Origin of the sequence: Mesorhizobium sp. Cs1321R2N1, from assembly GCF_037179725.1 — a bacterium.
Classification (GTDB): domain Bacteria; phylum Pseudomonadota; class Alphaproteobacteria; order Rhizobiales; family Rhizobiaceae; genus Mesorhizobium; species Mesorhizobium salmacidum.
In genome coordinates this window covers 1-21035 of record NZ_JAPYKP010000100.1, presented here as the reverse complement: position 1 = coordinate 21035, position 21035 = coordinate 1, and the positions used below count along the sequence as shown (strand labels likewise).

At 64.0% G+C, this 21035-nt stretch carries 21 protein-coding genes and 1 pseudogene; 13 read left to right on the top strand and 9 right to left on the bottom strand.

The window, feature by feature from the left end; genetic code table 11:
* The 3 genes from O7A61_RS22115 to O7A61_RS22105 all read left to right on the top strand — a co-directional run.
* Window positions 1-440: anti-sigma factor family protein (locus O7A61_RS22115; protein ID WP_337131606.1), on the top strand; the 440-nt coding region annotated here is incomplete at its 5' end.
* A 98-nt stretch (window positions 441-538) separates the two neighbouring features.
* Complete coding sequence (purE, locus tag O7A61_RS22110) at window positions 539-1036, top strand: 5-(carboxyamino)imidazole ribonucleotide mutase (protein WP_027141852.1); 498 nt, start codon at window positions 539-541, stop codon at window positions 1034-1036.
* Window positions 1033-2109, top strand: coding sequence for a 5-(carboxyamino)imidazole ribonucleotide synthase (locus O7A61_RS22105; protein WP_337131605.1), 1077 nt, complete (start codon window positions 1033-1035; stop codon window positions 2107-2109). Before purE ends, O7A61_RS22105 begins: the two co-directional genes overlap by 4 nt.
* A gap of 73 nt (window positions 2110-2182) precedes the next feature.
* On the opposite strand, the gene O7A61_RS22100 is transcribed toward O7A61_RS22105, so the two are convergent.
* Window positions 2183-2605 carry a lysozyme inhibitor LprI family protein gene (locus tag O7A61_RS22100; protein WP_140712995.1) on the bottom strand — a complete coding sequence of 141 codons (423 nt, stop codon included), beginning with the start codon at window positions 2603-2605 and terminating at the stop codon, window positions 2183-2185.
* Between the two features lie 241 nt (window positions 2606-2846).
* Between O7A61_RS22100 and ykgO the strand changes: the two genes are divergently transcribed.
* The 4 genes from ykgO to O7A61_RS22080 all read left to right on the top strand — a co-directional run bounded on the left by ykgO (window position 2847) and on the right by O7A61_RS22080 (window position 5495).
* Window positions 2847-2972 carry a type B 50S ribosomal protein L36 gene (ykgO, locus tag O7A61_RS22095; protein WP_006327841.1) on the top strand — a complete coding sequence of 42 codons (126 nt, stop codon included), beginning with the start codon at window positions 2847-2849 and terminating at the stop codon, window positions 2970-2972.
* A gap of 108 nt (window positions 2973-3080) precedes the next feature.
* Window positions 3081-3728 (top strand): tetratricopeptide repeat protein, encoded by a 648-nt coding sequence (locus tag O7A61_RS22090; RefSeq protein WP_337131604.1) that lies wholly within the window; start codon window positions 3081-3083, stop codon window positions 3726-3728.
* Window positions 3729-3874: 146 nt separating this feature from the next.
* Window positions 3875-4942, top strand: coding sequence for an alpha/beta fold hydrolase (locus O7A61_RS22085; RefSeq protein WP_337131603.1), 1068 nt, complete (start codon window positions 3875-3877; stop codon window positions 4940-4942).
* 52 nt (window positions 4943-4994) lie between these two features.
* Entirely contained in the window at window positions 4995-5495 is a 501-nt protein-coding gene (locus O7A61_RS22080) for a hypothetical protein (RefSeq protein ID WP_337131602.1), read from the top strand.
* Here the strand turns inward: O7A61_RS22080 and pyk are convergent.
* Window positions 5468-6898, bottom strand: a complete 1431-nt coding sequence (gene pyk, locus O7A61_RS22075; RefSeq protein ID WP_140712999.1) for a pyruvate kinase — start codon at window positions 6896-6898, stop codon at window positions 5468-5470. The genes O7A61_RS22080 and pyk overlap by 28 nt on opposite strands.
* Entirely contained in the window at window positions 6895-7341 is a 447-nt protein-coding gene (locus O7A61_RS22070) for a DUF1036 domain-containing protein (RefSeq protein WP_337131607.1), read from the bottom strand. The genes pyk and O7A61_RS22070 overlap by 4 nt, the downstream gene beginning before the upstream one ends.
* Window positions 7342-7628: 287 nt before the next feature.
* Here O7A61_RS22070 and O7A61_RS22065 point away from each other — a divergent pair, with 287 nt between their 5' ends.
* The 3 genes from O7A61_RS22065 to O7A61_RS22055 all read left to right on the top strand — a co-directional run bounded on the left by O7A61_RS22065 (window position 7629) and on the right by O7A61_RS22055 (window position 10024).
* The gene (locus O7A61_RS22065; protein ID WP_337131601.1) at window positions 7629-8426 is read left to right on the top strand and encodes an N-formylglutamate amidohydrolase; all 798 of its coding nucleotides are present in this window, start codon (window positions 7629-7631) and stop codon (window positions 8424-8426) included.
* An 11-nt stretch (window positions 8427-8437) separates the two neighbouring features.
* Window positions 8438-8746, top strand: a complete 309-nt coding sequence (locus tag O7A61_RS22060) for a DUF1244 domain-containing protein (RefSeq protein ID WP_140509032.1) — start codon at window positions 8438-8440, stop codon at window positions 8744-8746.
* A 96-nt stretch (window positions 8747-8842) separates the two neighbouring features.
* Entirely contained in the window at window positions 8843-10024 is a 1182-nt protein-coding gene (locus tag O7A61_RS22055) for an MFS transporter (RefSeq protein ID WP_337131600.1), read from the top strand.
* On the opposite strand, the gene O7A61_RS22050 is transcribed toward O7A61_RS22055, so the two are convergent.
* Window positions 9982-10896: a LysR family transcriptional regulator gene (locus O7A61_RS22050; protein WP_337131599.1), complete on the bottom strand. Its 915-nt coding sequence runs from the start codon at window positions 10894-10896 to the stop codon at window positions 9982-9984. The two genes, O7A61_RS22055 and O7A61_RS22050, sit on opposite strands and share 43 nt — an antisense overlap.
* A gap of 114 nt (window positions 10897-11010) precedes the next feature.
* On the opposite strand from O7A61_RS22050, the gene O7A61_RS22045 reads away from it, so the two are divergent.
* Both O7A61_RS22045 and O7A61_RS22040 read left to right on the top strand, forming a co-directional pair.
* A complete protein-coding gene (locus O7A61_RS22045; protein WP_337105716.1) occupies window positions 11011-11220 on the top strand; it encodes a DUF680 domain-containing protein in 210 nt (69 codons plus the stop codon).
* A gap of 131 nt (window positions 11221-11351) precedes the next feature.
* On the top strand, window positions 11352-12311 hold the full coding sequence (locus O7A61_RS22040; RefSeq protein ID WP_337131598.1) for an SDR family oxidoreductase: 960 nt from the start codon (window positions 11352-11354) through the stop codon (window positions 12309-12311).
* 38 nt (window positions 12312-12349) lie between these two features.
* Here O7A61_RS22040 and O7A61_RS22035 read toward each other — a convergent pair whose 3' ends face one another.
* The 5 genes from O7A61_RS22035 to O7A61_RS22015 all read right to left on the bottom strand — a co-directional run bounded on the left by O7A61_RS22035 (window position 12350) and on the right by O7A61_RS22015 (window position 20303).
* On the bottom strand, window positions 12350-12508 hold the full coding sequence (locus tag O7A61_RS22035; RefSeq protein ID WP_140810757.1) for a DUF3309 family protein: 159 nt from the start codon (window positions 12506-12508) through the stop codon (window positions 12350-12352).
* A 118-nt stretch (window positions 12509-12626) separates the two neighbouring features.
* On the bottom strand, window positions 12627-15803 hold the full coding sequence (locus O7A61_RS22030; RefSeq protein WP_337131597.1) for an efflux RND transporter permease subunit: 3177 nt from the start codon (window positions 15801-15803) through the stop codon (window positions 12627-12629).
* A gap of 78 nt (window positions 15804-15881) precedes the next feature.
* The gene (locus O7A61_RS22025) at window positions 15882-17057 is read right to left on the bottom strand and encodes an efflux RND transporter periplasmic adaptor subunit (protein WP_337131596.1); all 1176 of its coding nucleotides are present in this window, start codon (window positions 17055-17057) and stop codon (window positions 15882-15884) included.
* Window positions 17058-17876: 819 nt separating this feature from the next.
* Window positions 17877-19007 (bottom strand): patatin-like phospholipase family protein, encoded by a 1131-nt coding sequence (locus O7A61_RS22020; protein WP_337131595.1) that lies wholly within the window; start codon window positions 19005-19007, stop codon window positions 17877-17879.
* 207 nt (window positions 19008-19214) lie between these two features.
* Window positions 19215-20303: a citrate synthase/methylcitrate synthase gene (locus O7A61_RS22015; RefSeq protein WP_337131594.1), complete on the bottom strand. Its 1089-nt coding sequence runs from the start codon at window positions 20301-20303 to the stop codon at window positions 19215-19217.
* Window positions 20304-20395: 92 nt separating this feature from the next.
* On the opposite strand from O7A61_RS22015, the pseudogene O7A61_RS22010 reads away from it, so the two are divergent.
* Window positions 20396-21035 (top strand): annotated as a pseudogene (locus O7A61_RS22010) (citrate synthase); the annotation flags it as partial.

Genomic DNA, 21035 nt, shown 5'->3' with positions numbered 1-21035 from the left:
GGGTGATGTTCAACGGCGCGGAAGACGGCCTTGCCGCCGCTGTCGCCAGCGGCCATCGCCGCAGCCTGCTCGCTGCGAGCCCGATCGACATCGTTTCCTCCGACCGCCATACGGTCAAGCCTTGGCTCGACGCCCGGATCGGCGTCTCGCCGCCCGCGCCCGACCTTGCCCAGGACGGTTTCGCCCTCATCGGCGGCCGGGTCGAGGTGATATCAGGCCAGCCGGTGCCGGCACTGATCTACCGTCACCGTGAGCACCTGATCACGCTCGTCGCCGAACCGCAGCAGGACGGCAAGATCACCCAGCCGGATGATCTTTCCTCGGGCGGCTTCTCGATGGTGCACTGGAGCGACGGCGCCTTCTCCTACTGGGCGATCTCCGACATGGAGCGGCCCGAACTCGACGACTTCGTCGCCCGCTTCCGCAAGGCGGCGGTATGAGCCGGATATGGCCGTCGGCACCTCGCCGATGGCCTGAAATCCTTGCGGCCCCGCGCGAATTCCGCTAAGGCGCGCCTTTGTCGCCGGGGAGCAGAAGCTTGAACGATCAACGCGCCGACGTCGCCATCATCATGGGCAGCCAATCCGACTGGGCGACGATGCGCCAGGCAGCGGAGACGCTGGAGGCGCTTGGTGTCCCCCATAAACGGCTGATCATTTCGGCGCACCGCACGCCCGACCGGCTCTATGAATTCGCCAAGGGCGCCAAGGCGGCCGGCTACAAGGTGATCATCGCCGGCGCCGGAGGCGCGGCGCATCTGCCCGGCATGACGGCGGCGATGACGCCACTGCCGGTGTTCGGCGTGCCGGTGGAATCGAAAGCCTTGTCGGGCCAGGATTCGCTGCTCTCCATAGTCCAGATGCCGGCCGGCATTCCGGTCGGAACGCTGGCGATCGGCAAGGCAGGTGCGGCCAACGCTGCCCTCCTGGCCGCTGCCGTGCTGGCGCTCAATGACGACAAGCTTGCCCAGCGCCTCGACGCCTGGCGCGCCTCGCAGACCGCCAAGGTCGCGGCCGAACCGACGGACACGCCGTGAGCCTGCCCGCCGGATCGACCATCGGCATCATTGGCGGCGGCCAGCTTGGTCGCATGCTGGCAATGGCCGCTGCCCGCCTCGGCTACCGCACCGTCGTGCTGGAGCCACAACCGGATTGCCCGGCCGCCCAGGTCGCCAACCGGCAGATCACGGCCGCCTATGACGACCCGGCCGCGCTTGCTGAACTGGCCACGGCGAGTGCCGTTGTCACCTATGAATTCGAGAACGTGCCGGTGGCCGCTGCAACCGCGCTTGCCGCCAAGGTGCCGGTCTATCCGCCGCCGCGCGCGCTCGACGTGGCGCAGGACCGGGTGAGCGAAAAGACATTCCTCAACGGCATCGGCATCGCCACCGCCGATTTCCGTCCGGTCGACACCGACGACGGGCTGGCGGCGGCGCTCAAGGCATTCGACGGCAGCGGCATCCTGAAGACGCGGCGCATGGGCTATGACGGCAAGGGCCAGCGCGTCTTCCGCAACATCGAAGCCGGCGGTTTCGCCGGCACCTGCGAGGCAATGGGCAATGTGCCGCTGATCCTGGAAAGTTTCGTGCCGTTCGAGCGCGAGATTTCCGTTATCGCCGCGCGGGGGCTGGACGGCACTGTCGCCGCCTATGATCCGGCCGAAAACGTGCATCGCAATGGGATTCTCCACACATCGACCGTGCCGGCTGGCGTTGCGCCGGCGACCGCGCGGGCCGCGAAAGACGCGGCGACGAAAATCCTGTCGGCGCTCGACTATGTCGGCGTCATCGGTGTCGAATTCTTCGTACTGGCCGACGGTTCGCTGCTGGCCAACGAGATCGCGCCCCGCGTCCACAATTCCGGCCACTGGACCGAAGCCGCCTGCATCGTTTCGCAGTTCGAGCAACATATCCGCGCCATTGCCGGCCTGCCGCTGGGTAGCCCCGACCGCCATTCCGATTGCGTGATGGAGAACCTGATCGGCGACGACGTGCTGCGCGTTCCAACGCTGCTCGCCGAGCCCGACCTGATGCTGCACCTCTACGGCAAGGCGGAAGCCCGGGCCGGCCGCAAGATGGGCCACTTCACCCGCATCAGCCGCCGCGGTTAGAGCAATTCCAGAAAAGGTGTGTAACGGTTTTCCGTCCGGAATTGCGTAACAACCGCTCTGATAGCAAACACGCCTATTGCACCTCGTCGCTCTCGTCCTCGCCGGGACTGGCGCAAGTCGCATCGCCTTCCTCGCAATTGGCCGAGGCGGCGAGCTGCTTGATGCGATCATTGGTCAGCCCGGTCAGGCATTGCGAGACCTCCATCGCATGGATGGACCCGCCTTGGCTGGCGGCCGTGGAATGCGTGCACTCGGCGTCGCGGAAGGCGATCCAGGCCCGTTGCGCCGCCTGCAGCGATCTCTTTCCATCGGCATCATCGGAGCTGATCAGGTCCTGATAGGCCTTGTTGAGCCTGGCGTCGGCCGCCTGATAGTCCTCGCCCGCACAGATGTTCATCATTTGCTGGCTGTCGTCGGAACGGTCGCATTCCTGCGCTCGGGCAGCCGCGCTCGCCGCCAGGACGACGAGGCAGGCGGACAGGAATATTCGGCGCATGGTCGTCCCCAAATCACTTGAAGCAAACGGCATCATCCCAGCCGGCTCATGGCCGCGCAATGCCCGGGGCCGACATGGCGGATATTTGATGATATCAGGACGCGGAGCGCGCTTGCGATCGACTTACGGTTGACATAGGCAAGGCTCCTCGTTTATGAGCCACCCACCGTTCAAAAGGCGCGTCTTCTGGCGCGCCTTAAAATTTCGACCCGGAACCGGGTTCACACCGACAGGCAAGACCATGAAGATCAAGAATTCGCTCAAGGCGCTGAAGGCGCGTCACCGCGACAACCAGTTGGTTCGCCGCAAGGGCCGCGTCTACATCATCAACAAGACCGCCCCGCGCTACAAGGCGCGCCAGGGTTGAGTTTTCGGCCGGAGGCTTTTTGCCTCCGCCCATTGATGTTTGTCGGGCTGCCGATCTTCTCACGCTAAATCACTTTGATGTTCCGCCGCCCGGGAGTAAACTTGGGCGATGCGGATTCTTTTTGTATTCTTGACAACTTTCCTGGTTTCCGGCGTCATCTCCCTGCCGACGCAGGCCGGTGATCGGCCGATCGCGGTCGCAGCCACGGATGGTCAGTCGGCGCCCTCCGATGCCCAGCCCGCGGCCCCGGACACTCCGGCCCCGCCAATGACGAAGCAGGCGCGGCTCGACAAGCTGTTCTCCGACCTGAAACGCGAGCGCAACGAAAAGGCCGCCGAGCGCATTGCCGGCAACATCTGGAACGAATGGTTCCAGTCCGGCAGCGCCTCGATCGACCTGATGATGCAGTGGTCGCAAAAAGCGATGAACGATCGGAAGTTCGACGTCGCGCTCGATTTCCTGGACCAGGTGGTGATCTTGCAGCCAAACTACGCCGAAGGCTGGAACCGCCGCGCCACCGTGCATTTCATGATGAAGAACTACGGCAAGTCGATGGCCGACATCGATCGCGCGCTGCAGCTCGAGCCACGCCATTTCGGCGCGCTGTCGGGCCTGGCCCAGATCATGGCGGAGACCGGCCACAAGCAATCGGCGCTCGAGGCCTGGCAAAAGGTGCTGGCCATCTACCCGATGATGCGCAGCGCCCAGAACCAGGTCGCCACCCTGTCGGAAGAGCTTGCCGGCGAAGGCATTTGATAGACTAGGCGGTAGGGGAAGAGGCCCCTACTCCCCTACTCCCCTACTCCCCTACTCCCCTACTCCCCTACTCCCCTACTCCCCTACTCCCCTACTCCCCTACTCCCCTACTCCCCTACTCCCCTACCTATCCCGTATATCCCCGCATGAACCTGATCTATGCCGCGCTCGCCTTCCTGATGGCGCTTGTCCTTGCCCTTGTCGGCGTGACCCGCGTCGGCTCATGGCTGATCGAGCACCGCAGTCCGCCGGCCGGCGAATTCGCCGACATCGACGGCGCCCTCATCCACTATGTCCACATCCCCGCCCCAGCCGATGCGGATCTGCCTCCGATCGTCTTCATCCATGGCGCCAGCGCCAATCTCAGGGATCAGATGCTGCCGCTGAGGCCACTGATCGAAGGCCGTGCCGAAATGCTGTTCTTCGACCGGCCGGGCTTTGGCTGGTCGGGACGCGGCCCAGGCAACAATGAGGACCCGTCGGAGCAAGCCGCAACCATTGCCGCTCTGATGGACCGTCTCGGCATCAGGAAGGCAATCATTGTCGGCCATTCCTTCGGCGGCGTGGTGACGGCGGCTTTCGGCCGCGAGCATGCGGACAAGACGCTCGGCCTCGTCTTCCTGGCACCGGCAACCCATCCCTGGCCGGGCGGCGCGACGTCCTGGTACTACGACCTGACCATCATTCCGGTGATCGGCCGGCTGTTCTCCGAGACCCTGAGCTATCCTGCGGGAACGTTGCGGATGGCGGACGCCACGACCTGCGTCTTCTCGCCCAACAAGGTGCCGGACGATTATCTCGCCTCAGCCGCGATCCCGCTGGTGCTGCGGCCATCGGCCTTCCGCGCCAACGCCACCGACGTCGCCGGGCTCTATCGGTATGCACTCGGCGCAGCACCGCGTTACAAAGAAATCACGGCGCCGACCGTGGTCATCTCCGGCGATCGCGACAAGGTCGTCTACGCGCATATCCATTCCATTGGCCTGGTGCGCGACATCTCAGGCGCCGAGCTCGTCTGGGTGCATAATCTCGGTCACAAGCCGGATTGGATCGCCCCCGACCTCGTCGTCGGCGCCATCGAGAAGGTCGCCGGCAGGGATATCGATCTGGAGGCGATAGCCAGGAAGGTGGAGGCACGGATTGCCGGCGACGCCTATGGCGTGGGCGAATGCGCCGACATCAAGGAACCTGAAGCGGAGCTCGCGCCGACCTGATGCATGCCATCCGAAAATGGTCATCACAAGACGCCACCGGGACCTGAGCGGCATGTACATCCTGAAACACGGCATAAAGAGAAATCCCGAAAAGCGATGGTCGTTGCCGGATCGCATCTTCTTCGATCACGGCGCGTGCGCCATTCTTGCCGGCACCTTCCTCAAGCATCCGCCTCTGGAGGGATTTTACGGCGAACGGATCATTCCTGACGAAGGCTTTTCAGGAAACCATATCTATGTGACGAACGGCCTGATCGCTTTCGACTATCACGGCTATTGCGCTCGAGAGCGGTTGCTCGAACACCATGAACGAGGCTGGGCCTCGCGGAACGCCGGATGGCGTTGCACGATTGCAAAGGTCGATTTCGATCTGCTCGATACCACCGAGCTCAACCGGCAAAAGATATTGGGCCCGGATCAGTATCTGTACGACCCTATTCCTCGCGCGCGGCGGTTTCTCCAGCGAAGAAACCACGCGGAAGCCGCGGCAAGAGCGCTCAGGATCGCGACCAGGCTGGCGGCCGACTACCGGCCGGTTTCCGATCCGACATAGGCGATGCGCAGCATGTTGGTCGATCCCGGGGTCCGCAGCGGCACGCCTGCGGTGATGATGACCCGGTCGCCCGGCTTGCCAAAGTCTTCTTCCAGCGCAATGCGGCAGGCGCGGTTGACCATGTCGTCGAGATCAGTGGCGTCCGGCGACACGACGCAATGCGTGCCCCACAAAAGCGACAGCCGCCGCGCCGTGTTGAGGATCGGCGACAGCGCGATGATCGGTACTTGCGGGCGCTCGCGCGCGGCGCGCAGGCCGGTGGTGCCTGATGCCGTGTAGGTGACGATCGCCGACAGTTTCAGCGTTTCGGCGATTTCGCGGGCGGCCAGCGAAATGGCGTCGGCGCCGGTCGCTTCCGGCTCCGAACGCTGTGCGTTGATGATGCCGGCATAAGTCGGATCTGTTTCGACTTTGGTGGCGATGCGGTTCATCATGGCAACCGCCTCGACCGGATAAGCGCCCGCCGCCGATTCCGCCGACAGCATGACGGCGTCGGCGCCTTCGAAGACGGCGATTGAAACGTCGGAGACCTCGGCGCGGGTCGGCACAGGGGCGGTGATCATCGATTCCAGCATCTGCGTGGCGACCACCACAGGCTTGCCGGCGCGGCGCGCGGCGCGCGTGATCTGCTTCTGGATGCCGGGCACGGCTTCCAGCGGCATCTCGACGCCGAGATCGCCGCGGGCAACCATCAGCGCGTCGGATAATTCGATGATCTCGGCCAGGCGGGTGACGGCCTGCGGCTTTTCGATCTTGGCCATGATGAGCGCGCGGCCGCGCGCGATCTTGCGCGCTTCGGCCAAGTCTTCCGGCCGCTGCACGAAGGACAGCGCAACCCAGTCGACGCCCGTGGCGAGCACCGCGTCGAGGTCCTTGCGGTCCTTCTCGGTCAGCGCGCCGACCGGCAGGTCGGTGTCGGGCAGGCTGACGCCCTTCTTGTCGGAAATGGCAGTGCCGGCAATGACGGTGCAGACGATCGACTTGCCGTCGCTCTTCACCGCCTTCAGCTCGAGCTTGCCGTCGTCGATCAGGAGGCGATGGCCAGCCTCGACCGAACTCAGGATTTCAGGATGCGGCAGGTAGACCCTGGTCGAGGTGCCGGGCTCGGGATTGTCGTCAAGCGTGAACGTCTGGCCCAGCGTCAGCACTTCCTTGCCGTTGGCGAACTTGCCGACGCGCAGCTTCGGACCTTGCAGGTCGGCCAGGATGCCGATCGGCCGGCCGACTTTTTCCTCGACGGCGCGGATGCGTGCGACCAGCGTGCGCATCAGCTCATGATCGGTATGGCTCATATTGATGCGGAAGACATCCGCACCAGCTTCAAACAGCTTCTGCAGCATCTCCTCGGACGAGGAGGCCGGACCGATTGTGGCTAGGATCTTGACCTTGCGGCTACGTCTCATTGACTATTCGTTCCCGGGGCGGCTGGGGCGCCTCCCGTTGCGGGCTCATCGGTGAGCTGGACCATCCAGCTTGCCTGCTCGCCCGTGTCATATTCCTGGAATCCGGCGCGCTGGAAGCCTCGGGCGACGCAGTCGCTTACGCCGGCGATCTTGAACTCTTTTTCAGCCACACACATGTTGATCGGGCCGTCCCAGCGTCCACCGCGCTCCGCGTCTTCTGCATAAAGATAATAAAACCTTGATGACAGCGGCCCTTCGATCAACGTCTTGCAGCTCGATCCTTCGATGTGCCACCAGCCCTCGGTGATCCAGCCGGCTTTGGCACGATAGCCGATGCCGACGCCGACCAGGTTCTGTGTGGCGTTGCAGACGCGGAAATCGGCGCGCGCCGGCGAGGCCATGACCATTGCCGACACGCCGACGGTCAGCATCAGGAGCGGCATGGCGAAGCCGGAGCGCATGCGCTGCCTGCCGGCGGAACCCATTCCAAAACCCCTCAAGAACCACATCAGCATCTCTCTGCGCCCCTTTTCGGAAAAGTCCGGGCGCATGTCAACGCACCGTTTCAACCAATCCAATCGATTTAGGAAGGCTCCCGGCGCACCATCCGTCGCCCCTTGCCAGATTTCAGCGGAAACCTTGGCCAAACAACGGCATTGCGCACGCGTCGTCTTCGTGGAATGACGATAGCACCCTCCCCGGAAGCCAGCGAACAGCCCATTTCCCGCCAATGACCCGATCCACAGTTTTCGCGCCATTCGATATCGTCGAGGGTGACCGCAAGCGAGGCATCGTGCTCCTGGCCGATCATGCCCGCCGCGACCTGCCGGAGGAGTATGGCAGCCTGGGGCTGCCGTCGGTCGAATTCGATCGCCATATCGCTTACGACATCGGCGTCGAAGCCGTGACGCGCGAACTGGCGGCCCGGCTGGACGTGCCTGTGGTGCTCGCCAATTTCTCACGGCTGCTGATCGATCCCAACCGCGGCGAGGACGATCCAACCCTCATTCGCCAGCTCTACGACGGCACCATGATTCCGGGAAATTATCCCCTGGCGCCGGAGGAACGCGAAACGCGGCTTGAACGCTTCTACCGTCCTTATCACGATGCGATCGGCGCCATGATTGCATCGGTCGCGCAAGCCACCGGCAAGGCGCCTTTCATCTTCTCGGTGCACTCCTTCACGCCTGCCATGCAAGGCAAGCAGCGGCCCTGGCACGTCGGCATCCTCTGGGACAAGGATGACCGGGTGGCGCGGCTGCTGATCGACATGCTGGCTGAAGACCAAAACCTCATCGTCGGCGACAACGAACCGTATGACGGCGCTCTGCGCGGCGACACCATGTTCAAGCACGCCATCGTCAATGGCTATGCCCACGCGCTGATCGAAATCCGCCAGGACCTGATAGCGGACCAGAAGGGCGCCATCGCCTGGGCCGAACGGCTGGCGCCGATCGTTGACGCCATCGACCGCCGTCCCGATATACATGCGGTAAAGATGTTCGGCTCGCGTACCGGGCCGCTATGACGGAGGTTTCGATGACCGAACTCAGCGACGAAAAGAAGCGCGACTTCGAAGCCGCTGCCTTTCGCCGGCTGGTCGAGCATTTGCGCGAACGCGGCGACGTGCAGAATATCGACCTGATGAACCTCGCCGGTTTCTGTCGCAACTGCCTGTCGAACTGGTATCGCGAGGCAGCCAATGCCGAGGGTGTCGATCTCTCGAAGGACCAGTCGCGCGAGATCGTCTACGGCATGCCCTATGCGCAGTGGCAGGCGCTCAACCAGACAGAAGCCTCGGACGCCAAGAAGGCGGAATTCGAAGCCAGGCGTCCCAAGGATCACTGAGTCCGTTGGCCCAAATGCTTTCCGAAAGAGCGCTTGACTGAAAATTGAATCGATCTAATTTGCCGGGCAAAGCCATTTTCTGACCGGATTCGCCTCATGAACGCGCCGAACGCCTTGCAGACTGCCATTCGCGGCCGATGGGCAGTCGCGGCCATTTTCCTCGCCAATGGCTTCCTGACCGGCAGCTGGGCGCCACAGATTCCGGTATTCCTGACGCGGCTGGACATCTCGAAATTCACGCTCGGCCTGCTGATCCTTTTGTTCGGGGCCGGCGCGGTCACCGCCATGACATGGTGCGGCCACCTGATCTCCAAACATGGCTCGCGCACCGTGCTGCGCTGGTTCGGTCTCTGCGGCAGCCTCGGCCTGCTGGTCGTGGCACTGGCGCCCGACGTGCTGCTGGCGGCCGTCGCCATGTTCATCTTCGGCGGCTCGATCGGCGGCATGGATGTAGCCATGAATGCCAATGCGGTGGTGGTGGAACGGCGGCTGGGGCGCGCCATCATGTCCTCGTCGCACGGCTTCTGGAGCCTCGGCGGTTTCGCCGGCGGCGCCCTTGGCGGCTTTGCCATCCAGAATTATGGCCACCTCGCCCATGCTTCGGTGGTGACCGCGCTTGCCTTCGCGGCAATCGCGGCGGCGGTGCCCCACATCGTGGCCGAAAACAAGCCGCAGGCGGCCGAGCATCATAAATTCGCTCTGCCGGCAAATCCATTGGTCTACCTGATCGGCCTGATGGCCCTGCTGACGATGATTTCCGAGGGCGCGGTGCTCGATTGGGCGGCGCTCTATCTGCGGCAGGAACTCGGCGCCGACCTCGCCGTCGCCGGCCTTGCCTATGCGGCCTTCTCCGGCGTCATGGCGATCATGCGCTTTTTTGGCGATGGCGTCCGCAACCGCTTCGGCGCGGTGATGACACTGCGCGGCTCAGCCATCGTCGCAGCCGCCGGCATGCTGATCGCCGGCCTGTCGCCCTCGCCCTGGCTCGCCATATCAGCCTTTGCGCTGTGCGGCTTCGGCATCGCCAACATGGTGCCGATCATCTTTTCGGCCGGCGGCAACCAGGAAGGCATGTCGTCGGGCACCGGCATGAGCGTCGTCACCACCATGGGTTATTCCGGCATTCTGGTGGCGCCGTCGGCGATCGGCTTCGTCGCCGAGCATTCCAGCTTCGGCCCGATCTTCATCGCCATGGCGGTTCTGCTGATCGTCGTCTTGCTGATGGCCGGATTGGCTCACCGCGCCGAATTCGCTCCTGACGCGGCACCTGCCGAATAGCGCTTCAACTCGTCATGGAGAAAGTCAGCCACGCGGCGGATGCGCACGCTGCCGCGCACGTCGCGATGCATGGCCAGCCATATCGGGAGAGCAGGCAATGGCAGTCCGGGCAACACCTTTTCCACCAGCGGATCGCGGTCTGCCAGCGGCTCCTGGCCAAGACCAATGCCGTTTCCCGCCCGCACCGCTTCCCAGAGCACGGTCTGGTTGTCGGCCCTGAAGCGGAAACTGCTTCGGGTGACCGGGATCCCATACTGGGAAAAGGCTCGGATCATCTCGTCGCTGCGATCGAAGCCGATCAGGGCGTGATGGACGAGATCGGCCGGCCCCATGGGACGGCCGCGCCCATCGAGATAGGAGATGGCCGCGCAGGCGCAGAGCGGGATATCGCAGACCTTGCGCGCCACCAGTTCGTTCTGCGCCGGCTTGACCATGCGGATGGCAATGTCGGCATCCCGGCGCAACAAGTTCTCGACCTGGTTCGACGCAACGATCTCGACCTCGATGCCGGGTTCCTCGATGCCGAGCCGCGCCATCATGTCGGGCAGCACATAGGCGGCCACCACTTCACTGGCGGCAATCCGCACCGTGCCTTCGATCGCCTCGACCGAGCCCAGCGCGAGCCGTGAAAAGGCACTAGCCTGTTCGCTCACCACCTTGCCGCGTTCGAATAGCGTGGCTCCCGCTTCCGTCAGCGCGTAGCCGTTTCGCCCGCGCCGGAAAAGCGTGACGCCGAGCGCCTGCTCCAACTCCCCGATGTGACGTCCAAGCGTCGGCTGGCTTGCCGACAGCTTTCGCGCCGCGGCCGACAGGCTGCCGGTTTCCGCCACGGTGACAAAGCTCTTGATCAGGTTCCAGTCGAGGTCATCCATTCAATAATGAATATCAAACCTGCATTCATAGTCAATTTCAATTCATTGATGAAGCAATCATATTCACCCTGCAAACACCGATACGGACTGCAACAACCAGCCAGGAGTAATCCAATGACCAAGATCGCACTCACCGCCGCCGCCCTTCTCATCGCCGCCAGCACCGCTTTTGCCGGCAGCGACAAGTTTGGCTCGGGCAATGCCAGCCAGCCGGCCGTCGCCGGCACCGACAATACGACCACGACTTCGATCAGCGAATCGGAGCCGACCAATCAGAAGCCTGTCGTACCGGGCAGCAACCGCGACCTCTTCGGCAGCCGCTGAACGACGGTCCTCGGAAGATCCAGAAAGCGGCGGGCTTGTCCCGTCGCTTTCACGGCAAACCCCGCACTTCAAGACAAACCCCGCACTCCAAAACAACCCCCCGCACTTCAAAACGAGTAAGGAGACGAAGAATGACCAAGATCGCAATTCTCGGCGCCAATGGCCGGCTCGGTCGCGTGGTTGCCAAGGCCTTCATCGACGCCGGCTTCGACGTCCGCACCGTTACCCGTACCGGCAAGATGCCGGCTGAGCTTAAGGGCGCCACGGCTGTTGCCGGCGATGCGCTGGATCGCCAATCACTGATCAAGGCCACCGAGGGCGTCGATATCATCTTCAACGGCCTCAACCCGATCTACACCGACTGGGGCAAGTGCCTGCCGATGGCCGAAAATGTCATGGCCGCCTGCCATGCCAACGGCGCGCTGCACCTCTTCCCCGGCACCGTCTACAATTACGGCTCGCCAATGCCGGCGGTGATCACGGAAGACACCCCCTTCCACCCGACCACGGAAAAGGGCCGCATTCGCTGCGCCATGGAGGATTTGTTCCGCCGTGAGGCCGAGGCCGGCCGCGTGCGCACGATTCTTCTGCGCGCAGGCGATTTCTTCGGTGGCACCGGCAGCGGCTCCTGGTTCGACCAGATCGTCGCCGCCAAGATCAACAAGGGCATCTACACCGCGCCTGGTCCGTCCGACCTCGTGCATGAATGGGCCTATCTCCCGGACTTCGCAGTCGGTTTCGTCGCGCTGGCCCGCAATCTCGACAAGCTCGGCCTCTATGAGACGCTGAACTTTCCCGGACACGCCGTCACCGATCTTCAGATCAAGGCCGCCGCCGAGAAGGCCGTCGGCCATCAGCTCAAGATGACTTCCATGCCCTGGTGGGTGCTGCGCGCCGGCAGCCCGTTCGTGGCGATGTGGCGCGAGATCGTCTCGATGTCATACTTGCGCTTCGAGCCCCACCGGCTGGCTTCGACGCGGCTGGAAGGCATCATCGGCGAAATACCGCATACGCCGCTCGACCAGGCGGTCGCCGAGGCTCTCGAAAATATCGGCATCGCCACCGTAAATGGCATCGCGGAAGCAGCCTGAGGCTCGTCGCGGCCAAGCCGGCCAGCGGCAACAGCCGCTCAGAGCCGTCCCATCAACACCAGCACGAGAATCACCACCAGCACCACACCGACAATTCCCGAAGGTCCATAGCCCCAGGATCGCGAGTGCGGCCATGCCGGCACCGCTCCGATGAGGACAAGAATCAGGACGATGATGACGATGGTGCTGATCGGCATGACAAATTCCCCGCTCTGCGTTGCTTCGGAGACGATGCGTGGCATCGGCCTAGGGGGAAAATGCAAAGGCCGCCCGGTTGTTCCGGGCGGCCTTTGCCAGTCAGATCGGCAAGCCTGTCTATTCGGCGGCTTTCGGGTAGGCAATTGCCGGCTCGACACCTGCATCCGCTGCCGGCGTATCCGACGAGATCTCGCCCTTGCCGCGCCGGAACAGGCGGCTGAACCAGCCGCGCCGCGCACCGGGCTTGACCTTGGCGCGCGTGAACACCATCAGCATCGACGGCGTCACCACAAGCGTCAGGATGGTGGCGAAGGACAGGCCGAAGACGATCGCCGAGGACAGCGAAATCCACCATTGCGTCGACGGCGCGTTGATCGTCGTCTCGTGATGGAAGATTTCGAGCCCAAGCCCGAAGGCGATCGGCAGCACGCCGAGAATGGCCGATACCGCCGTCAGCACGACCGGGCGGGCACGCTCGCGGCAGGTCTGCAGCACCGCGTCCATCTTGTCCCAGCCCTCTTCACGCAGCCGGTCGTAGGTGTCGATCAGCACGATGTTGTTGTTCACCACCACGCCGGCCAGCGCGATGACGCCGATGCCCGACATGACGATGCCGAACGTCTCGCCCGTGATCAGCAGTCCGAGGAACACCCCGATCGTCGCCATGACCACGCAGGACAGCACCAGCCAGACGCTGGTGAACTTGTTGAACTGAGCCAGCAGCACCAGGAAGATCAGGAAGATAGCGGCACCGAAGGCTTTGCTGAGGAAGGCGCTGGCCTCCGCGCTGTCCTCGTTCGAGCCGGCAAGCTTCCAGCGTATGCCGCTGCCGAGATTCATGTCGGTGACCGCCTGGGTGACCTCCTGCTGCACGGCGGCGACCTGGGCGCCGGCGGCAACGTTGGCCTGCACCACCACGGTACGGGCGCCGTCGATGCGGTTGAGGATGCCGACGCTCGGCTTCGCCTTGCGCACGACGAAGTTCGAGATCGGCACCGATCCTTGCGAGGTCTGCACCCTGAGCTCGTCGAGCGTCGACAGCGTGCGCCGGTCCTCCGGCAAGCGCAGCCGGATGTCGACCGCCTTGTCAGCACCGGCAGGCCGGTATTCCGAAAGCTTCAGGCCGTTGGTGACGAGCTGCACCACCGTCCCGACCGAGGTCGGGCTGATGCCATACTGGGCAGCCTTGGCTCGGTCGACCTCAAGTGCCCAGTCGACGCCGGGCGGCGGCAAGCCATCGGAAATGTCGATGACGCCGGGCACCTTGGCGATGCGTGCCGCGACTTCGCGCGCCTTCTCGTCCAATCCCTTGGGGTCGATGGCCGAAAGCCTGATCTGGATCGGCTTGCCGGTCGGCGGGCCGGCTTCCGGCACGCGCACCTCGACATCGACGCCGGGAATGCCCGCCATGACGGCACGCAGGTCGTTCAGGATATCGTTGGCCGATTTACGCTCGCGCCAATCGATGAATTCGTACTGGATGACGCCGACGACGTCTTCTGGAACATCCTGGCCGCCGCCCTCGGACTTGCCGACGCGGGTATAGACCGACTTCACGCCCGGCCAGCCGAGCAGCCGGTTTTCGGCGATCTTGGTCGCGGTATCCATTTCGGCCAGCGAAAGGTTGCCGCGGGCATGCACATAGAGCAGACCGTAGTCGGGTTCGACGCTCGGGAAGAACTCGACGCCGGCTCCGTACTTTGAATAACCAACGAAGATGCCGGCCAGCAAGACGACGGTGAGCACCATCACGGTGATGGGGAAGCGTACTGCCTGCTTGACGACAGCCATGTACCAGCCATCGCGATTGCCATCCTCGTGATGCTGCGGCGCCTTGGCGAAGATCGCCCCCAGCGTCGGCGCGAAGACCAGCGCATAGAGCATCGAGGCTGACAGTGTGACGATCAGTGTGATCGGCATATACTTCATGAAATCGCCGATGATCCCCGGCCAGAACAGCAGCGGCGAGAAGGCGGCGATTCGCGTCATCGTTGCCGCGATGACCGGACCGGCCATGCGCTTGGCGGCAAGCGCGAAGGCTTCCTGCTTCGGCATGCCCTCGCTCATCCGTCGCTCGGCGAACTCGGTGACGATGATGGCATCGTCGACCAGCATGCCGACGGCCAGGATCAGGCTGAACAGCACGATCATGTTGATCGTGTAGCCCATCATGGCCAGCAGCAGGATGCCGATCAGGAAGGATGACGGAATGGCCAGCCCGATGAGCAGCGAGGCACGCCCCGACAGCGCGTAGAGGATGACGATGAACACCAGGATGACGGCGATCATCACGTGGTTCTGCAGATCGCCGAGCAACTGGTTGACGAAGACCGACTTGTCCTGCGTGTAGGTGACGTGCATGCCTTCGGGCATGGTTTTGACGAAGGTGTCGGACACCTCCCTGACCTTGGTGAGCGTGTCGATCAGATTGGCGCCGATGCGCTTCTTGACCTCGATGGCGATGGCCGGCTTGCCGTTGAGGCGCGTGATCGTCGTGGCATCGGCGAAGGTCGAGCGAATCGTCGCGATGTCCTTGGCCTGAACCACGGCATTGGGACCGGCAACCACGGGAAGTGCCGCCACGTCCTCGGGCTTCTCGATCAGCGACGGCACCTTGACTGCGTATTTACCCTGGGAACCTTCGATGTTGCCGGCGGCGACCAGGCTGTTGGACGCACCGACTGCGCCGATCAACTGATCGAGCTGCAAGCCGTAAGACGACAGTTTCATCGGATCGATGACGACTTCGACCAGATCGTCGCGGGAACCCTGCAGGGAACCTTCGAGGACGCCGGGCACTTCCTCGATACGGTCGCGCAGTTCGCGCGCCGCGGCCGCCAGCACGCGTTCGGGCAATTCGCCCGACAGCGTGACGACGAGCACCGGAAATTCGGAAATGTTGACCTCGGTGACGACGGGCTCCTCGGCCGCCTGCGGCAGGTCGGCCTTGCCGTCCTGAACCTTGGAGCGCGTATCCTGCAGTGCCGTCGCCAGGTTCGTCTGCGGCTGGAACTCGACCAGCACATAGCCGCCGCCCTGGAAAGCGGCCGAGCGCATCTCCTTGAGGCCCTTCAGGCTCTTCAGCTTGCTTTCCATCGGCCGCAGCAGAAGGCGCTCGGAATCTTCAGGCGAAATGCCTTGATAGATCAGGCTGACATACATCATCGGAATCGGAACGTCGGGTTCCGCTTCCTTCGGTGTCGACTGATAGGCGACCCAGCCTGCAATCAGCAGGAAGACCAGGACCGAGATGGTCAGGCGGGCATTGTTGATTGCGAGTCTGACGATATCCATGACTTATGCCTGCTGTTGCTTTCGGGAGTGGCGAACGGACATGCTGTCGCCGGGCAAACCCGGCGCCGGCGCCCCGCGCTACTGCGTCCCGGCGGTGGCTTCGCCGATCAGCTTGTTGATGGTCGCCTGGTCGGCCTCGACCGGCTTGACCTCATCGCCTTCCTTCACCAGTTCCTGGCCGGCGACGATGATGCGCGCGTCGGCCGGGATGCCGCCGAGCACGAGACCGGTCGGCGTATCGTCGACCAGGTCGATCGGGAAGAATGCCACCTTGTTGTCCTTGCCGACGGCGCGGATGCCGAGATCGCCCTTGTCGCCGAGCGTCACCACCGAGCGCGGCAGCAGGACGGCGTCGGTCGGCAACGCGCTGAGCTGGATTTCCGCCGTCATGCCGGCCGGCACGGAGCCATCGGCATTGGGGATGGCGATCTCGACACGGAAGGTGCGGGTCGCCGACGACGCGTCACGGCTGATATAGCGCACGGTGCCTTCGACGGTCTGGCCGCTGACCAGCCGAACGCTGGCCTTGTCACCGATCTTGAGGTAGCCGAGGTCGCGCTCGCTGATCTCGCCGCGCGCGATCACCGGATCGAGCTTGAGGATGGTCGCTACCTCGCCGCCCTGCATGACGGAGCTGCCGAGTTCCACCGGCACCCGGTCGATGACGCCGTCAAACGGCGCCTTCACTTCGTTGCGGTCGAGCTCGGCCTGCGCGGTGTCCAGCTGGGATTGCGCTAGGGTCAGATTGGAGCGAGCAGTGTCGAGCTGCAGCTTGGGCAAATTGCCGGTCTTCATCAGCCGCAACGACGCGTCCAGCTCGGCTTGGCGCTGCGCGACAAGCTGCTTGGCATTGTCGACCATCGAGATCTTTTCCTCGGCGGCGAGCATCAGCACCAGGTCGCCGGTCTTGACGCGATCGCCTTGTTTGACCGGCAGCCTGTCGATGACGCCGGCAACCCGGGTTGCCAGAACCGCGCGCTTGTCGGCTTCGGTCAGCCCGGAAATGCGGATGGCGCGCGCATAGGTCTTGCGAGGCGGCGTCACCACCGCGACGGTGGGCAGCGGGGCCTTCGGTTCGGCTTCCGCCGTCTTCGGCTTGCCCGCGTCGGGCGCCTTGCCCTGCTCGACCTCGGCTGCCTTGGCCTTGTTGGCCGCTACGCTGCCGACCGACGAGAACTCGCCTGTCGCCATCCACGCGGCGAAACCGATGAGCACAACAATGGCTGCAAGCTTGTGAAACCTGATTTTAGGCATCGTCATTTTTCCACTGCGGGTTCGGCCAGCACCGCGTCTTATGACGCGGGCGCGTCGCCGATATGGGTGCGCGCCTGACCGTGTTCAAATTGCCGTGATCGGCGAGCGCGCTTCTACATCAAAGTTGCATCGCAATATAGTCCGAAAGTTGCAGCAGCATTGCATAGCCGGACAAGGTGTGGCCGCCATGAAACGGTTCTTCGTGACTTGCCAGTCTACTTGACGAAGCGGTCCGCCGGCTCACGCAGGCCCTGAAACGCCGGCTACGGGACGACCAGCCCCGCTCGCCATGGGCCGTCTCCGGAATACAGTCGCGATCCGCATCACGTCGCTGATTGAAGCTCGGGCACAAACCGACGATCCATGTCAGTGCGATCGGCGAGGGACAATGGCTGCGGCGCCACGATACTCAGCCAAAGGAGTGGAATCGTTAAGGAAAAGCCACGGCAGCCCCTTCGGATCAGGCTTGCCGATCCCAATGCACCGAAGTCAAACCAGATGCTGAAAACGCCAATGCGCCGGCGCGATAACGTCTGAATCGTCGTGCCCTGACACCTGCGACGTCGGCGCGGCGCGAGGCAGGCGCGGGAACACCGGGTGTATCTGTCCCATTCGCAATTCTGTATCGAGCGCTGCATGTGAGCAGGTAACCAGCGCCCCGGGGCGGTGCCACTGACCGTCAGTGGCAGCAGACGTCAGGATGATGAGGGCTCCTTCCGCACGCCAAGGTTGCGCGCACGCCACGACCTCTCTGAAGCTCCGCGGATGACGCCCGCGATTGCCGGCAAACGCTGCCCCTCGAAGCCTGTGCCGTCAGGTTCAGGCCCGACGGCGCTCGGTTTCCGGGTTCTTGCGCACGGCGAGAAATTCCTTCACCCGACGGCCGGGTGCGGGACCGCGTACCGGCTTGAACCCATCGTCGAGTTCGCCCGAGAGATCGAGCGTAGCCCGCTTGCCGACCGCTTCGTAGTTGTCTTCCAGCCAGTCGCTGGCGGCGGTGCGGCCGAGATCGCGCAGATAGGTCAGGAAGGCCCATTCGGCATTGACCTTGGACGATGCCGAAAGATCCTTGAACGCCTCGTCGGCATCGATGCGATGCATGCGGATGTCCCGATATTCGCCTTGCGGCAGACGGCCTGCGGCGATCAGTTCCTTGACGAAGGCGATCGAGCGGAATTCGCGCAGCAGGCCGGCATTGAATGTGATCTCGTCGATGCGGTTCTGGATCTCGTTGGCGCTTCTTGGCGTTCCCTCGCGCACCACCGGATTGATCTGCACCAGAAGCACGTCCTCGGTCGCCGCCGTCTTGAAGAACGGGTAGAGCGCCGGATTGCCGCCATAACCGCCGTCCCAATAGGGCACCCCCTTGATCTCGACGGCGCGGAACAGTTGCGGCAGGCAGGCCGACGCCATCACCGTGTCGAGGTCGATCTCGCCATCGGAAAACACCCGCAACTGCCCTGTCTCGACATTGGTGGCGGAGATGAACAGTTCCATCGACTTGCAGGCGCGAACATTCTCGAAGTCAATCTCCCGCGCGACCACATCGCGCAGCGGATTGAGGCCGAGCGGGTTGGCGACATAGGGCGAAAACACCCGCGACATGGTGTCGAAGAACACATAGCCCGGCGTGTTCTCGATCGACCAGTTGCCCCAGGCGACATCCCACGGCGTGCGCTGCACCGGGCTGAACCGGCCCTTTGCCGCCACCGCCTGCCAGAAATCGTCCAGCTTCCGCCTGGCGCCCTCGACCCCGCCACGCACGAAACCATCGGCCAATGCGACCGCGTTCATGGCGCCGGCGCTGCTGCCGGAAACCGCTGATATCACCAGTCTGCCGTCCTCCAGCAGCCGGTCGAGCACGCCCCAGGAAAAAGCGCCGTGCGAGCCGCCTCCCTGGAGGGCGATGTTGATCTTCTTCTTTTCCTCCGCCTTGCCGTTCTTCGTCATGGCGTTCCTGTCATCCTGATGCGCCGGCCTGCCCCAACGTCATTGGAGGGAAGCAGCTGCCGCCGACCTATGTTGCAGTGCAGCATATAAGGACGAGCCAAGGCAAGAACACGAACACGGTCGCGTGATCACATGAAATTTCGGTCATGCGAAAAGCCCCTCCGCTGCAATGCGGAGAGGCTGTAGCTTTCGAAACAGACAGAGAATCTAGGCGACGAGGTCCGGCACCGGCCCGACATAGCGGGACTGCGGACGGATCAGCCGTCCGGTGGTCTGCTGCTCGCGCGCATGCGCGACCCAGCCGGCAACGCGCCCGGCGGCAAAGACATTGCTGAAGGCACCGGGCGGAAATCCCGCCGCTTCCAGCACCAGCGCGGTGTAGAATTCGACATTGGTCTGCAGCGAGCGCTGCGGCTTGGCGATCCGAAGCACGTCGAGCGCGGTTTGCTCGACCGTCTCGGCGAAAGCCAGTCGGCGGCCGGTGTCGCCCTCGCCGGCCAGCTTGCGCACCACCGCTTTCAGCACGTCGGCACGCGGATCGCGCACGCGGTAGATGCGATGGCCGAAGCCCATGATGCGCTCGCCATGCGCGATCTTGTCGCGCAGCCAGCCGGCAGCGTCGCCATGCGCGGCGATGGCGTCGAGCATCTCGATGACAGGACCAGGCGCGCCGCCATGCAGCGGGCCCTCGAGCGCGCCAAGGCCGGCCAGCACCGACGATGTCAGGCCCGCCAAGGTCGAAGCAACGACGCGGGTGGCGAAGGTCGAGGCATTGAGTCCGTGGTCGCAGACGGTGACCAGATAGGTATCGAGCGCCTTTGCCAATACCGGCGACGGGACCGCCCCTCTGAGCATCCTCAACATGTCGGCGGCATGGTCCGCCTTGCCGTCGGGTGCGATCGGCTGCTCGCCGCACCGCAGGCGCAGCAGGGCCGGCGTCAGCACCGCAGGCCCCGCGATCAGCCGCAAGGCGTCCGTCAGCGTCTCGCCATCCGGCAGCAAGGCCATGCCGGCGCGCATGGCGCTGTAGATATCGAGCGGTGCCAGCAAGGGCAGCGAAGCCGCGAGCCGCTCGAACACCTCGACGCGAGCCTCACCCAACCTTGCCGACAGTTCGGCGTCGCCAGGCAGATCGTCGAAGAACCCGTCCAGCAGCAGGCGCACGACCTGGGCGTAACTCCATCGCCCTGCCAACTCCCCAAGCGAATGGCCGCGGATCGTCAGGCGGCCACCCAGACCGTCCACGTCGGACAGCACGGTTTCGGCCGCCACCACGTCATCGAGCCCATTCGCCACAGCCTTGTCTCCTTGAAGCTTTTCCAGATGGGAGATAAGGCTGGGCAACATAAGCATCAATCTTGATCAATGGAATCAATACCAGGACCGATATGTCGGAATGGTTGTCGCGGGAAGAGGCGCTGGAAAGGCTTGGGGTGAGGCCGCAGACGCTCTATGCCTATGTCAGCCGCGGCCGCATTGGCATGCGCCCGGATCGAGCCGATCCGCGCCGCAGCCAGTACCGCGCCGACGACATCGCGGCGCTGGCGACGCGAAGGGCGCGCGGGCGCAGCCCCTCGGCCATTGCCGAAAGCGCGATCGCCTGGGGCGAGCCGTCGATCGTCACCGCGATCTCGACAGTCTGGCACGGCCACCTCATCTATCGGGGCTGGCAAGCCGTTGCGCTGTCCGACCGTACCACGCTGGAAGAAACCGCCGGACTGCTCTGGGCTCTGCCCGGCCCGGTCAGTTTCGAAGCGCCGTCGCCGGATGCACCGCCCCAGATCGGTCGCGCCCAGGCCTTTGCGCAACTCGCCTTGCTAGCCGGCCAGGCGCGGCCTTCGCTTGGGCGAAGTGCTGCCTCGCTGTGCGCCGACGCCGCGCACGCGATCGGCGTTCTGGCCAGCGCCCTCGGTGCCATGGCGGGACCCGAACCGGTGCACCAGCGATTGGCACGGGGCTGGTCGGTGGACGATGATGGCGCGGAAGCGATCCGTCGCGTCCTTGTCCTGCTCGCCGATCACGAACTCA